Origin of the sequence: Pseudomonas sp. SAR267, from assembly GCF_052077595.1 — a bacterium.
Taxonomy (GTDB): domain Bacteria; phylum Pseudomonadota; class Gammaproteobacteria; order Pseudomonadales; family Pseudomonadaceae; genus Aquipseudomonas; species Aquipseudomonas vlassakiae.
The window spans coordinates 2,174,560-2,188,700 of record NZ_JBQIHU010000001.1 but is presented as its reverse complement, the minus strand read 5'-3'; the positions used below and the strand labels follow the sequence as shown (position 1 = coordinate 2,188,700).

At 59.1% G+C, this 14,141-nt stretch carries 14 protein-coding genes; 11 read left to right on the top strand and 3 right to left on the bottom strand.

Annotation, left to right across the window (positions count from 1 at the left end; translation table 11 throughout):
- Positions 1-111: 111 nt before the first annotated feature.
- The 7 genes from ACTORR_RS10505 (at position 112) to ACTORR_RS10475 (ending at position 6,852) form a co-directional block, all read left to right on the top strand.
- Positions 112-1,155, top strand: a complete 1,044-nt coding sequence (locus ACTORR_RS10505; protein WP_286934189.1) for a PDDEXK nuclease domain-containing protein — start codon at positions 112-114, stop codon at positions 1,153-1,155.
- Between the two features lie 281 nt (positions 1,156-1,436).
- On the top strand, positions 1,437-2,288 hold the full coding sequence (locus ACTORR_RS10500; protein ID WP_286934186.1) for an STAS domain-containing protein: 852 nt from the start codon (positions 1,437-1,439) through the stop codon (positions 2,286-2,288).
- 4 nt (positions 2,289-2,292) lie between these two features.
- A complete protein-coding gene (locus ACTORR_RS10495; RefSeq protein ID WP_286934183.1) occupies positions 2,293-2,655 on the top strand; it encodes an STAS domain-containing protein in 363 nt (120 codons plus the stop codon).
- On the top strand, positions 2,652-3,056 hold the full coding sequence (locus ACTORR_RS10490; protein WP_054883953.1) for an anti-sigma regulatory factor: 405 nt from the start codon (positions 2,652-2,654) through the stop codon (positions 3,054-3,056). Before ACTORR_RS10495 ends, ACTORR_RS10490 begins: the two co-directional genes overlap by 4 nt.
- Entirely contained in the window at positions 3,053-4,063 is a 1,011-nt protein-coding gene (locus ACTORR_RS10485) for an ATP-binding protein (protein WP_286934180.1), read from the top strand. Before ACTORR_RS10490 ends, ACTORR_RS10485 begins: the two co-directional genes overlap by 4 nt.
- Complete coding sequence (locus ACTORR_RS10480; RefSeq protein WP_286934177.1) at positions 4,056-4,919, top strand: sensor histidine kinase; 864 nt, start codon at positions 4,056-4,058, stop codon at positions 4,917-4,919. The genes ACTORR_RS10485 and ACTORR_RS10480 overlap by 8 nt, the downstream gene beginning before the upstream one ends.
- The gene (locus tag ACTORR_RS10475) at positions 4,909-6,852 is read left to right on the top strand and encodes a response regulator (protein WP_286934174.1); all 1,944 of its coding nucleotides are present in this window, start codon (positions 4,909-4,911) and stop codon (positions 6,850-6,852) included. The genes ACTORR_RS10480 and ACTORR_RS10475 overlap by 11 nt, the downstream gene beginning before the upstream one ends.
- 37 nt (positions 6,853-6,889) lie before the next feature.
- Here the strand turns inward: ACTORR_RS10475 and ACTORR_RS10470 are convergent, their stop codons facing one another.
- The 3 genes from ACTORR_RS10470 to ACTORR_RS10460 all read right to left on the bottom strand — a co-directional run bounded on the left by ACTORR_RS10470 (position 6,890) and on the right by ACTORR_RS10460 (position 8,743).
- The gene (locus tag ACTORR_RS10470) at positions 6,890-7,159 is read right to left on the bottom strand and encodes a DUF3077 domain-containing protein (protein WP_254481512.1); all 270 of its coding nucleotides are present in this window, start codon (positions 7,157-7,159) and stop codon (positions 6,890-6,892) included.
- A gap of 67 nt (positions 7,160-7,226) precedes the next feature.
- Positions 7,227-7,469: a hypothetical protein gene (locus tag ACTORR_RS10465; protein ID WP_286934170.1), complete on the bottom strand. Its 243-nt coding sequence runs from the start codon at positions 7,467-7,469 to the stop codon at positions 7,227-7,229.
- 605 nt (positions 7,470-8,074) lie between these two features.
- Positions 8,075-8,743: a hypothetical protein gene (locus tag ACTORR_RS10460; RefSeq protein ID WP_202120136.1), complete on the bottom strand. Its 669-nt coding sequence runs from the start codon at positions 8,741-8,743 to the stop codon at positions 8,075-8,077.
- Positions 8,744-8,947: 204 nt separating this feature from the next.
- Here ACTORR_RS10460 and ACTORR_RS10455 point away from each other — a divergent pair, with 204 nt between their 5' ends.
- The 4 genes from ACTORR_RS10455 to ACTORR_RS10440 all read left to right on the top strand — a co-directional run bounded on the left by ACTORR_RS10455 (position 8,948) and on the right by ACTORR_RS10440 (position 14,027).
- The gene (locus ACTORR_RS10455; protein WP_160468543.1) at positions 8,948-10,309 is read left to right on the top strand and encodes a hypothetical protein; all 1,362 of its coding nucleotides are present in this window, start codon (positions 8,948-8,950) and stop codon (positions 10,307-10,309) included.
- Between the two features lie 57 nt (positions 10,310-10,366).
- The gene (locus tag ACTORR_RS10450; protein ID WP_160468542.1) at positions 10,367-10,597 is read left to right on the top strand and encodes a helix-turn-helix transcriptional regulator; all 231 of its coding nucleotides are present in this window, start codon (positions 10,367-10,369) and stop codon (positions 10,595-10,597) included.
- Between the two features lie 481 nt (positions 10,598-11,078).
- On the top strand, positions 11,079-11,777 hold the full coding sequence (locus ACTORR_RS10445) for an inovirus Gp2 family protein (protein WP_237047052.1): 699 nt from the start codon (positions 11,079-11,081) through the stop codon (positions 11,775-11,777).
- 99 nt (positions 11,778-11,876) lie between these two features.
- Positions 11,877-14,027: an NERD domain-containing protein gene (locus tag ACTORR_RS10440; RefSeq protein WP_202120135.1), complete on the top strand. Its 2,151-nt coding sequence runs from the start codon at positions 11,877-11,879 to the stop codon at positions 14,025-14,027.
- The last annotated feature ends 114 nt before the right edge of the window (positions 14,028-14,141 follow it).

Genomic DNA, 14,141 nt, shown 5'->3' with positions numbered 1-14,141 from the left:
CAGTGGATGGGTGCCCTTTGCTTTTTGAAACACTTGACCGGTACTGCTGGCAGTTGGAGGGTGGTTTGGTGGGGGTAGACTTCCTGCGCAATTCATACAGGGAGTCGAGGCATGAGCGCTAAACAACCAGACGCCAATGCGCCAGTGGCTTCTCCGTCGGTAAAGGATGACCGTTTCGAGGAAGTGCTGGCGTTGATTCACGGGGCCCGGCAGCGGGCGGTGCAGGCAGTCAATACCCAGTTGATCGATTTGTACTGGCAGGTGGGGGGCTATATCAGTCGCAAGCTGGAGCAAGCGGAGTGGGGCGATTCAGTGGTCAGCCAACTGGCGACCCACCTTGCCAAGACACAGCCAGGGTTGCGCGGCTTTACTCGCCGTAACCTATTTCGAATGCGCCAATTTTATGAGACCTACAGAGGCGACGAGAAAGTGTCAGCACTGCTGTCACAATTGCCCTGGACCCATAACCTAATAATTTTCATTCAGAGCAAGCTGCCGCAGGAGCGCGAGTTCTATTTGCGCATGGCGATTCAGGAGAAATGGTCGAGTCGGGAGTTGGAGCGCCAGTTCAAGACGTCCCTTTTCGAGCGGAGCATCGCCACCCCGGCAAAAACATCGGCAGTTTTGAAGGAGCAGTATCCGAAAGCCATGGGCGTCTTTCGTGATGCCTACATGGTGGAATTCCTCGGCCTGCCAAAGGGGCATGCCGAAGCGGATCTGCAGGGTTCGCTGATGGACCGGCTGAAAGAGTTCCTCATCGAGCTGGGCAGAGACTTCTGCTTCGTGGGCTCCCAATACCCATTACAGGTAGGCGGCCGCGACTTCGCTCTGGACCTGCTGTTCTTCCACCGTGGTCTCAATTGTCTGGTGGCGATCGAGCTCAAGGTCGGTCGCTTTGAGCCGGAATACCTGGGCAAGCTCGATTTCTATCTGGAAGCCCTGGATCGCAATGAGCGCAAGCCTCATGAAAACCCTGCCATCGGTGTATTGCTGTGTGCCAGCAAGGACGACGAAGTGGTCGAGTACGCGCTCAACCGCAGCTTGTCACCCGCTTTGATTGCGGAGTACCAGACACGACTGCCAGACAAGGCACTACTGCAGGCCAAGTTGCACGAGTTCTACGCCTTGGGAACTGTTTCTGATGACGGCGCTTGAGCTCGGGTCAAACCATCGTGCCCCTCGTGCAGCAGGCCTTCATGGATGGATGCCAGGCGCAGCTGCCCTGTGCCTGAAGCGCGGCCCTGGTGTTCGCTGAGCTTGTCGGTGCGCTGCTGAACTGCTCGCTGCCCCACCTGGGTGTTGAGACAGCGCGCTGATATGGCCCATTGCGACTATCTTTCCCGTGCGCCACAACTATTTGAATGTGAAGATGTCACTCTCAACAGACTGGCGCCCACCTGAGGATGCCGACCTTAACGCACAGGAGCGAAAGGCACATGGCAGCATTGCAAGGCAGCACGTTGGAAGCGATCAAGGTAAACCAGGCTCAGCTGATCAATGGGTGGCTTACGGCCCTGGAAGCCAGCGGCGCCACGCGCAACATCAAACAGCAGACGCTCAACCAGGAAGCCCGCGAATTCATCCAGCTGCTGTCGCAAGGCATGCAATCGGATGGCGACAGCAATGTCGCCACGGGTGAATGGGAGGAAACCCGGCGCTTTTTGGAGAAGTTGTCTGCCAGCCGCGCCCAGCTCGGTCATGATTCGCACCAGACGGTGTTCTTCATCTTCGCCCTCAAAGGCCCGTTGTTTGGCTTGCTCCAGGCCCATTACAGCGATGAGCCTGCGCGCCTCGCCGAGCAGCAGTGGGCCATCTCTGAGCTGCTCGACAGCCTGGGCATGCACACCATGCGCACCTACCAGAAAACCCGCGAAGCGGTGATCAAGCGTCAGCAGGAAGAGCTGCTGGAGCTGTCCACCCCCGTGGTCAAACTGTGGGACGGCGTGCTGGCGCTGCCGCTGATCGGCACTCTGGACTCGCAACGCAGCCAGACCGTGATGGAATCGTTGCTGCAACGCATCGTCGACACCGGTTCGGAAATCGCCATCATCGATATCACCGGCGTGCCGACCGTCGATACCCTGGTCGCCCAGCACCTGCTCAAGACGGTGACTGCAATCCGCCTGATGGGTGCCGACTGCATCATCAGTGGGGTGCGCCCACAGATCGCCCAGACCATCGTTCACCTGGGGCTCGACCTGGGCACGCTGACCACCAAGGCCAACCTTGCCGACGCGCTGAAACTGGCCCTGTCACGCCTGGGTGTGAGCCTGGCCGAGCGGGGATAAGGCCATGGAACGCATACCGATCCTGCAAATGGGCGAATTCTTGCTGGTGACCATTCAGGTCGACATGCATGACGAACTGGCCATGCGCCTGCAGGACGATCTTACCGACCGTATCAGCAGCACCTCGGCCCGTGGTGTGCTGATCGACATTTCAGCACTCGACATGGTCGACTCCTTCATCGGCCGGATGATCGCCGACATCGCCAGCCTGTCGCGGCTGATGGACGCCCAGGTGATGGTGGTGGGCATGCAGCCAGCGGTGGCCATCACCCTGGTGGAGCTGGGCCTGAACCTGCCCGGTGTCAACACGGCATTGAACGTCGAGCGTGGCATGCAGCGCCTGCGCCAGACCGTGAGGCGCGTATGAATGCCCATGACAGTGGCAGTCTGCCGGTGCGTATCGAGCAGGACGTGGTGCTGGCCCGTCAATTGGCCCGCAAGCTGGCCGGCGAATGCGGCATGCGCCTGGTGGACCTGACCAAACTGGTGACCGCGGTCAGCGAGCTGGCGCGCAACACCGTGGTCTACGGCGGTGGCGGCGACATGGACTGGCAGGTGCTGGAAGAGGCCGGGCGAACCGGCTTGCGCCTGGTGTTCCGCGATGAAGGCCCGGGCATCCCCGACATCAACCTGGCGCTGACCGACGGCTGGACCTCCGGCAATGGTCTGGGCCTTGGCCTGACCGGAGCCAGGCGGCTAGTCGACGAATTCGAACTGGACACCGCGCCAGGCGAGGGCACACGAGTGACGATCACGCGATGGGCATGAACATCCATGCCAGCCTCACGCTGGTGTTGCCGCTGGAAGACAGCAGCCAGGTCGGCCACGCCCGGCGCATGGCGCAGAAGCTGGCCGAGCAACAAGGCTTCGACAGTGAAGATGCCGGGCGCGTGGCCCTGCTGGCGACCGAACTGAGCAGCAATGTGCTCAAGCATGCACAACGCGGCGAGCTGCACCTGCGCGCGATACCCGGCGCCAACGGCTGCGGCGTCGAACTGCTGGCCGTGGACCGGGCGCAGGGCTTCGATACCGCCACCTGCCTGGCCGACGGTTATTCCACCGGCGGCACCCAAGGCATTGGCCTGGGTGCCATTGCGCGCCTGGCGCAGGTGTTCGACGTATATACCGATGCGCGAGGTTCGGTGATCATGGCGCGCTTGTACCGGCGCCAGGACGCCGGTCACGACATCCGTATCGGCGTGAGCCATCACGCCCTGCGTGACGACCCGGCCTGTGGCGACACCTGGCACGTGGCGATCGACGGCGACCGCCTCAGCGCGCTGCTGGTGGATGGCCTGGGCCACGGGCCAGATGCCGAGACGGCCGCGCAGGTAGGCGCTGTGGCCTTCGCTGCCGATGCATTCATCGATCCGCTGCTGCTGATCGAGCGGCTGCACCGGGCAATGGTCGGCACCCGCGGTGGCGCTGTCGCCATCGCCCAGCATGATGCCAGCCAGAACCGCCTGTCCTTCACCGGCATCGGCAATATCGGCGCCAGCCTGATCCAGGGCGCCCAGGCACGTGGCCTGGCCTCGCTGCCGGGCATTGTCGGCGGCCAGTACCGCAAGGCGCAGGCCTTCGACTACGCTCAGGTAAACGGCAACCTGCTCATCCTGTACAGCGACGGCCTGCAATCGCGCTGGAACCTTCAAGACTACCCTGGCCTGGTGCATCGCCATCCGGCCGTGATCGCGACCGTGCTGCACCGTGATTTCTGCCGTGGGCGGGATGATGTGACAGTGCTGGTCGTCGACCTGGAGGCCACCCATGGCTGAACCCTTGACCGACCCATTGGCACTGGTCGCCCGCCTGCAGGCCGAAAACCAGGCACTGCGCGCCGAACTCGACGAGACCAACCAGGGCGTGCTGGCGCTGTATGCCGAACTGGACATCCAGGCTGAACAACTGCGCCAGGCTTCGGACCTGAAAAGCCGCTTCCTGTCCTACATGAGCCACGAATTCCGCACACCGCTGGGCTCGATCCTGAGCATCACCAGCCTGCTGGCCGACGAACTGGATGGCCCCTTGTCCGAAGAGCAGCACCGCCAGGTCGCGTTCGTCAGTACCGCCACCCGCGAGCTGTCGGACATGGTCGACGATCTCCTCGACCTGGCCAAGATCGAGGCCGGCCGCATCACCATTTCGCCGGCCTGGTTCGACATGCTCGACCTGTTCGCGGCCCTGCGCGGAATGTTCCGGCCAATTGTCGACGCCAGCGCGGTGGACCTGATTTTCGAAGAGCCGGTCGGCCTGCCAAGGTTGTACACCGACGACAAGAAGCTTGCGCAGATCCTGCGCAACTTCATCTCCAACGCCGTGAAATTCACCTCGCGCGGAGAGGTGCGCGTTTCTGCCCGACTGCAAGGCGAAAACAAGATCCGCTTCGCCGTCAGCGATACCGGCATCGGCATCCCTACCGGGCTGTTGAACACCTTGTTCGAGGATTTCGCCCAGGTCGACTCGCCGCTGCAGAAACGCCTGCGCGGCACCGGCCTGGGGCTGTCGCTGTGCAAGCGCTTCGCCACGCTGCTGGGCGGTGAGGTGGGCGTGACCAGCGAACCAGGGATCGGTTCATGCTTCTTCGTGATCATCCCGCTGGCCCTGGCCCAGGAGAACGCCGATGAAACCTGATGTGCGCCTGCTGATCGTCGACGACAACGCGGCCACCCGCTACGCCTTGCGCCGGCGGTTGGACGTGCATGGCTATGAGGTGCTCGAAGCCGGCACCGGCGGCGAAGGGTTGGCGCTGATCAGGGAGCAGCAGGTGGATGCACTCATCCTCGACGTCAACCTGCCCGACATGAGCGGTTTCGATATCGTTCGCCTGCTGCGCCAGGACCCGGGCACAGCCTTGTTGCCGGTGATCCACGTGTCGGCAGCATCGATCCAGAGCGGCGACATCATCACAGGCCTCAACGCCGGTGCCGATGCCTACCTGATCCACCCGGTCGACCCGGACGTATTGCTGGCCACCCTGCGTACGCTGTTGCGGGTACGCGACAGCGAACGTGCGCTGCGCGAAAGCGAGGCGCGTTTTCAGGAAATCTTCCGCAGCGTATCGGCGCCTATCGCCGTGCTCGACGCCGCCTTCAAGGTGCATGAATGCAACCACGCATTCGCCCACCTGATGCAGGACAACCGCGACCCGCAGCAACTGCGCGAGTGCTTTGCCGAAGGCCAGGCACTGGTGCTGGAAGAACTGCGCGAGCACCTGCGCGCCGGCAAGCGCTGGCGCGGCAACCTGGGCATGCGCCTGCACGGCGAGCGGCGCGATACCGAATGGCAGCTGTCACCGTATCGCGCGCCTGGGCTTTGCCTGGTGTTCATCGAAGACATCACCGAGCACCTCCATCGCGAACGCTCGCACCTGGCGCGCCTGGACGACGCCACCACGCAGTTGGCCAAGGAAGTCGCCGAGCACGCCCGCACCGAGGCCCAGTTGCTGCAGTTGCAGAAGATGGAAGCCCTGGGCAGCCTGACCGGTGGCATCGCCCATGACTTCAACAACCTGCTGACGGGCGTGATCACCAGCCTCGAGCTGATCCGCAAACGCGTCACCGAAGGCCGCATGGAAAAGGTGCCGAAATACGTCGATGCAGCGCTCAGTTCCGCCAACAGCGCCGCCGTGCTGACCCACCGCCTGTTGGCCTTCGCTCGCCAGCAACCGCTGGACACCCGGCCGGTGGACGTCAATCAGCACGTCAGCTCGCTGGAGGAGCTGCTCACCCGCACCATCGGCGAACGCGTCACCCTCAGCCTGGATTTGTCTACCCATCCTGCCATCGCCCTGGTCGACCCCGTGCAGCTGGAAAGTGCCGTGCTCAACCTGGTGATCAACGCCCGCGATGCCCTGCCCAAGGGCGGGCAGATCTGGGTCAAGACCTGTATGGCGTTGGTCCATGGCGACCCCAACCTGCAAGACGGTCCCTATGTAGCGGTGACGGTGCGTGACAACGGCAGCGGCATCGAGCCTGATGTGCTCGACAAGGTTTTCGACCCGTTCTTCACTACCAAACCGCTGGGCCAGGGGACCGGTTTGGGGCTGTCGACCATATACGGCTTCGCCCGGCAGTCGGGCGGCCACGTAGTGCTGCGCAGCGTATTGGGTGAAGGCACCGAAGTGACCCTGATGTTGCCCGCCACCGAGGATATCGCCGTGCCCCCGCACCGCGAAGTGGCGGAAGATGCCCGCGGCAATGGCGAGCATGTGCTGATTGTCGAGGACATGGCTTCGGTGCGCCTGTCGGTGGCCGAGGCACTGACCGATGCGGGGTACCGCTGCACACTGGCTTCGACGATCGACGAGGCGCTTTTCCATCTGCGGCACGAGCCAGGGCCGGATTTGCTGTTGACCGATGTGGGGCTGCCGACCCTGAGCGGGCGCGAACTGGCGGATATGGCCAGGGTTTGCAGGCCAGGGTTGCCGGTGGTGTTCATGACCGGGTATGCCGATGAAGCGCTGGACCGGCAGGCGTTTCTGGGGGTGGGGATGGATATGCTGGTGAAGCCGTTTCGGTTGGGCGAGTTGCTGGACAAGGTGAGGCGGGCGGTGGGGCGCGTTTGAACAGCCGCCCTCAGGAGCAGAGCGGCTCAATGTTGATTCAGGGCGTTGTCGTCATGCCCAGTTCCGCGTCATCCAGCAGGGCCTTGGCCATGGCGCTTAGGTAGTGCGAGGCCCAAAGCAGCTGGGGTTTGTCTTCCATGAGGCCATCGATGGACAGGTCGCGCACGTAGCCCATCAGTTCTGAAGCCTGTTCGCGGGCGGCCTGGCAAGGGATGCCGGGTTCGATGCGGAATAATGGGTGGGTCTGGTTTTCGCCTTGGAAGAAGGTGGTTTTGCCAACGGTGAATCGGGTTTCTTCGGTGGCCATTGTTTGATCTCCCTGAAGTCGTAGAGGCCTGGCCTGGCCTGGCAGGCGAGGCTGAGCATGCTGCGGATCAGTGCAGTGTCTGCGGGGCGGCGGGTTTCTGGATCTGGGCCAGGGCCGTTTCGAGCAGTTTGCGCAAGCTGTCGAGCTCGTGCATCGACGTCATGATCAGCAGCGACACAGGTGACTTGGGCTGCATCAGCATTGCCTGCTGGACGACGGCTTCGGCGCGGAGCGCGTAGTCGGCGGCCATCATCAGCGTGTCTTCCAGGGCGTGGAGGAGGTGGGGTGGATCGGGGACTGTCTTCAACATGATTGCTTCCATTTCAGGGCCGTCACCATCTGCTGTCAAACAGAGGGTGGCAGCTGTACGCGGGTTGACAGACCGGCGGAAACAACAAGTTCCGGCGCACGCAAGCGTGCCCGCACGTACAGCCGCCATAACGACGAACCGCTTTGTTGTTTACCGTCGCGACCTGTCAAAGTCATGCCGTTGATGTGCAACGACCCATCGAGACTAAGACCCTGAAAAACCGATCGCAACGGAAAACAGCGGCCGAGAGTATCTTTGGGAAATGCCCTACAAGAAAGGGAATAAATCTGTTTTTTTCGCGGCATTTCGAAACAATCTGTAACGCCCAAGCCGGTGAGGTAGATTATTCCAGACACAAAAAAAGACGCCCTAGGGCGTCTTCTTTTTTGGAATTTGGTGGGCCGGGGTAATCTGAATCAAGCTTGTATCTATTTGAAAGAAAAGGAAAAGTTACGGTTAACTATTTCTGTGGAATACTTTTTGGAATACCAAGCGACTGGATTTGAACTCAGGATGTCGAGTGCGCTTTGGCTTGGCCCTATGGTTCCCGGACATGGTAACGCGGCGTGCGCTCTTTCTCTCGGCAGCCTCCCTTTCGCTGCTGACTAAGAGGCGCGCTCTGTGAACACTGAGTCTCTGAAGGCAACGTAGTCTATGGCGTCTTTCAGATCCTTCAGTTTGGGCTCAACAAATTTGGCGATGTCTTCATCGCTGGCGGCGGGTGGTGTCTCGTTTGGGTGCGCCAGCTCCCACTGAGCAAGAAGCTTTAGGTATCGCTCGGCGTACTTCAACGCCAGGTCCTGTTGAGTGGTCATGGTCGCAACTGTCTGGGCTGCTTTCTTTTGCTCGCGCGCGACTGATTCCTTGAGCTGCTTTTTGTAATCCCTCTCGGCCTCGGCGGCCAGTCCTTCTCTTTCTATGAGCGCTGTGATTACAGCTGTCTCGTCAGTGTTATTTCGCTTTGCGATTGAGTCCAGCTTGGAAAGGGTTTGTTTGCTGAGGGTGAATGTTCGAGGTTTTCGGCCATTGCTGTCAGAGCGGTAGCGACGCTGCCGTATAGCTCCCTGCAGTCTTATGACCAGGTCCAGCCTGTCCTCTTGGATCTGCCTGATAGCAGCAACGACGTTCTCGTAGGTCGCAAACCGGGTAAACGCATCGCCCTTGAGCCTCCTCATGTACTCGGCATCGAGCCGGTGCCTGAGGTAATCGGCTGCCCATTCCCACTCACCATCCTGCTTGCGCAGCCACTTCAGTGGTTTCTCATTTTCTGACATCTCATCCTCCAGGCGGGCCATTTGGGCTATGAGCCAAAGCCAAGCCTTCGGGAAAATTTATATCGTTACTGTTTCGTTGCGCAACCGTTATCAGCTTTGACACTGATATGTTAGTAAAACGTTACGTGTTGTTATGTGAGTCGTTACTGTAACTAAGGCATCGTAGATATAGGGTATATTTACGAGTTAAAAATTGGAGGTTATATGCTTGGTAGGCTTCTTGATGCGAAGCTAATGGCTGCTGATCCAGATGCTAAATTTTTGCTCATTGCATTCTGGGAGAATTATGGCGCGGTAACGCCTAAGCCTCGTTCGCAGAAGCAATTGGCTGAAGACCTGCGGCTTCCGGTTCAAGCCGTTTCAAAAGCGGTTGCCCAACTGGTTGATGTGGGGGTGCTGCGAGTCGTTACTCAGCCCGAAGGGAAGGGGCGGCCAAGGTGTACCTACGAGATGAGTAAAGCTATCCAGTCGGCTCTGCGGGATGTCGAGGAAAGGACGCTGAACCACCCCGGTTTGGTCAAGCATGTCTTGGGTGGCGAGTGCATCAGGGCCATCTGGTCTGGCTGGAAGGACGATGCGCCGACTGCGAAGGAGCTCAACACACGCTCGCGAGACGAGAAGCGAGTTGCTCCAGTGCGGGCGGGGAAGCTCAGCTTAGCGAATCGTTTGCTGCTCATGATCTTGCTAAGCCACGCAGATCCCTTTGGGGTTGCTAGGGGGCTGAGTAGCAAGGAGCTCTGCTTGCTGACGGGAATGGATGCGGCCTCTCTCAAGCAGCGATTGCGCAGGCTTACGAAGCTGGGGTTCATTCGGAGACACATACCTGGGCTGGCGAGTCCGATTTTCGCGGAGAAGCTCAGGAGCGTTTACTGGCTTAATCTGAACCATCTTCAGCTTTCACCTGCTGACGACGTTGTTTCCGTCGTGGTGCATAAGAAGGTCGCCGATCAAGACATCGACTACAAGTTTTTGGCTGGCGTCAAACTCGATCGAAACTCCTTCCTAAAGGGAGGGGAATACTTGGCACCTCGCAGCGTGGTTCGTCTCTTCAGGCGAGCGCCAGATCATGCGTTTGATCAGCTTGAGCTTTTTATTTGTGACTGCGTATTGGGCTTACTGTCGCGCCACTGGGTTCAGACTGATTCTGCTGGATGGAGAAAGGTGCGCTGTGTGGACTCGACGGTGACGGAGCAAGTGGCGGCATTCTTTCGACTGCCGATGCTTGACCCCAAGGACAAAGCGAGTCTGGACCACGAGGAGATTTTCGACTTCCTCCACCAACAAGTCCTTGAGCTGGCCAGAGAGGTGGTCCAACGTTTTTCGCAGGTATCCAGCATTGATCTGGCCAGGGTTAGCTACATCTTGGTGCCGGCGCATGTGTCGACTGGCCACCGTTGCATCGCTCTGTTGACTGAAAGAGCCTCGGGCCAAGGTCTGGCCAAGCATTGGATGGTCACCAAGGGGTACGATGATCCTGTGGTGAAAAGCGTGTTGAGGGAGGTGGATATTCCGCTGGAGCTGCGCGAAAAGTCAGGGTTGCTCACGCCAGCACGAGCTGCCGGGTAACAGGCAGTATTTTTATACGGCCTCCGCAGATCCTCTGAGCCACAGAGGAGCCTGCTCATGCGAATCATCCGTCTTAAAGAAGTCATCGACTCGACTGGCCTGGCGCGGTCGACCATCTACAAATACATCTCGGAAGGCACCTTCCCGAAACCGGTATCGCTCGGCGACCGCTGCGTCGGCTGGGTTGATAGCGAGGTGCACGACTGGATCCTGGCCCGGATCGAGGAGCGTGACCAAGCTGAGGGAGCGTCCACACGTCCCGTCGGCCATCTGAGCATGGCCAGCTAGAACCGCCACCTGCACCATGACCGGCTACGGCTGGTCATGGCGCTTATGCCGCCGTTCAGTTACTGGCTGTTCAGCCTCGCATGGCAAGTCGGGGTGGTGTCGCTCCCGCCGCCTCAACAGCCTCTGTTCCGATATCTGGCTCCGGCCTCTTCGGCTTGATTTATTTCCGAAATCCGAACTCGGCAAAAATTGCCGCTATGGCGGGAGGATTGAGGTGGCTTTGCCCGAGCTGGTCGGAGAAGGAAATTGCGGTGCGGGTATTATGCTTTTACTAGCTGTTACCACCCGAAGGGTTCACGCCTACCCGAGTAGTAATCTTCACGTACCTACACAGGGAGTCGGACACTGAGCCAATACCAGAAGGGCTAACACTACAGCGTATCCAGAGAGATCAACCAACTGATCAGGCGAGGACAGGTAGCGGTTAAAAAGTACACAGCAGACACAGGTTATGAAACTCAACCAACGAGAGGTCATAACCATGCTCAACGATAACGAACCCACCCGGCGCTACCCACTCCGTCACCCTGACAATCCCAACCTCCATCTGTACTACGGGAATACCTTCGAGGGCTTTCCCATACAGAGCGAAGTAGGCCCCTTTATTCGGGAGTACCTGTCTGATCTCCAGCGCACTATCGACCTGGCATTGGCTGAGTATCCGAGGATCTTGGCCTACAGGGTGGATCTCCGTTTGCCTCAGGGTGTCGAGCTACCCGACTTCGCCTATACGAACCAGGTCATCAGCCGGTTTTTCGAATCGTTTACTAAGAAAATCCAGTACCACCAAGAACGGTTGGCTGAGCGTAGCTGCTCGCGTGGCTGCAAAGTACGGTATGTCTGGTCGAGAGAGATCGGTCATGGCGGCCGGCAGCATTATCATCTGCTGATCCTGTTGAACCGCGATGCTTACTACACCATTGGACGCTTGGGTTCAGGCCGGGTGAACATGATCAGCCGTATAGAGGAGTCCTGGGCACGTGCGCTGCGTCTTCACGTCGACCACGTCAGGGGGCTGGTGCACATCCCGAAGGATGCTGAGTATCGAATCGATCGAGTAAAGCGTCGAGGCAAGGGCGACGAGCTGACCGATCTGTTCTACCGAGCCAGCTACCTGTGTAAGAAAGCGACCAAGTCCTACGGGAATCGTCAGCGGGGATTCGGCACCAGCCGAGGGTAGTGGCTACCTACTGCGCAATAGCGTCATGCGCATGGAATCCTGGCCGGCCGATGGTTTAGGCTCCGGCCAGGAATAGAATGCTGACGAGAGCGCTGCGGGATGACGGAAAATGGAGAGTGCTGCCGGCGGCATTACCAGTCGGTATACGAACGGAATCAGTCAGAGATTAGCAAGGGCCGTGCTCTTGATGAGAGCCTGCATCATTTCCTCGACCAGCGCCCGGCTGGTAAGAACCAGTCAGCACTTGAGCGTGCGCAAGGCCTGGCAACAGCATCGTTTTGGCTTGATGCGGATGCGGTTGCTCAATCCGAGCTCGCTAGCCTGGCACTCAGCCGGGTGCTGCATTTCGATAATGCAGTCAGCATCGAGCTGCTGTTGCACCTTGCCAGCCATAACCCGGAAACCCTCAGATGGGCGATTCGCTACTCGAAGCTGTTTGAGCGTATCGAGTCGCCCCTCTGGCTTGCGCTGCGTGTGGCGCTCACAGGGGAGGACTGGCAAGTCTTCTTCGGTGTCTGTGATCGGTTGCTGGATCAGCTCAAGCCCTTTGATGAGCTGATTGCTCACGCCGAAAAACAGCTAAAGCACTTGTCGCTGCTGGAGCTGTTTTCCTACCTAAGTGTGCTGGCCTACCAGGCATTTACCGAAGACGGTTCCGATGATCCTTCCGGTCAGCAGTGGAAGGTCTACAACCGCATTATTTTGAACAAGCTTCGCGCTTGCTCGGAAGAGGATTTCCGCCTTAGCGAGTCACGGCTTGGGCAATCGCTGAAACGGCACCTGTCACCGATTATCTTTCCCGGATCCAGCAATTCTGACGGGGTGAGATGTCGTCAAAATCTCGAATCTCTGGCCCTACTGATTGACGCCACTCAAGAGCGGATCGACTACGAAGGCTCCATCGACTGGTTCTGCTTTGATCCTGAATGCTGTTACCAGCTAAAACCCGGTGAGCCGGTTATCTACAACCAGTCGGAGGCGGGAACAGAGCGGTGGCTGCGCACCGGGCGTAAGAGTGATTTGCTTTGGCACTACTGGATGAATCGCGCCGTGCATGCCTTCGCTCTCTCCGGCATGGCTGAACAAATCATCGGTTCACCTGAGAATCATGAGCTGAACCAGCTGGCCTTTATCAAGGCGGTTCGCAGCAAGCTGCAGCTGCAGCAAATCTACGGCTTGGGTGACCGGCTCTCGCTCAGTGATGGCTCCCAGGTTCAGCTTCACCACTTGCTGCTGGCGAGTGAGCTGACCTCGGTTTTCTTTGAAAATCAGTTCATTCAGCCATTCCAGCATTATCTCCGCAATTCGGGCGTGCTAGCCCAGGCGCTTGGCCATCTGGCCATGGATGGCTTGTTGTCGGGAGAGAACAGGTTCCCCATGACCTGGTCCGAAGAGGAAGAAAAGATCCGTAGGATTAAAGGTTGGACGGTCTGCGAGGATCATCCGCTAGGCAGTGCTGATTCAGCCAAGGCCATTCTCAAGTTCTGGACCAGCGACCTCAAAGCACTAGCGCAGCAACTCAAGCAGCAGCCAGGGATGCCAACGCCACGCCTGTACGAGCAGCCCTTCTACAAGATCGGTCGATACAGCTTTCAGTTTCCTTGGGTCGGTGCGCAGCAAAACAACCTGACGGCGGCGATCAATAATCTGCGGCGCGTGAATGCTCGCAGAGCGGATGTGCAGACAGAAACCCAGCGCGTGGAGCTGGCGTTGGCCGAGAGTCTCCGGCAACGAGGCTTTGCCGTTGAGGTGGGTTATCGACCACTGGCGACCGAAGAGGACGATGCCGGCGAGGTGGATCTGATATGCCACCAGGATGGTGTGCTACTGCTGCTTGAGGTCAAGTCAGGCTATATCCGCTCGACCAGGCATGAGGTTTGGCTGCATCGCACCAACACATTGCGCAAGGCCGCCTGGCAGTTACGGCGCAAGCAGGTGGCGGTACTCAGTGCGCTGATGACTGATCAAGACCTACGCGCCAGATTGGACTATCACGGCCAGCAGCCTGAAGCGGATCTGCGTGCCTGGATCGTCGACACCTCCATTGAGCTCGATGGGCAGTCTGTCGATGGCTTCAGGGTGGTATCCCGCGAAGCGATGGAAGTTATTCTTCGTGATGAGAAGCAGCTCCTCAGGCCGATAGATCAGCTTGACGAGGAGAGTCGGAGCTCGTTGTTTCCTGACGGGTTTACTGCTGGTCGATTTGTCACCGTGGTCGAGTCGGATGAGCTGTGGCGCGGCATCTGTTAGGGCCCTGCGGGTAATGGCTTGGCATACCTGGGGGCGGAAGAACACACAAAAGTTCGTCTCCAAAAAGCCTAGATACCGCTTAAAGCCGGATGGCTAGGATGCGGCTTCCTAACC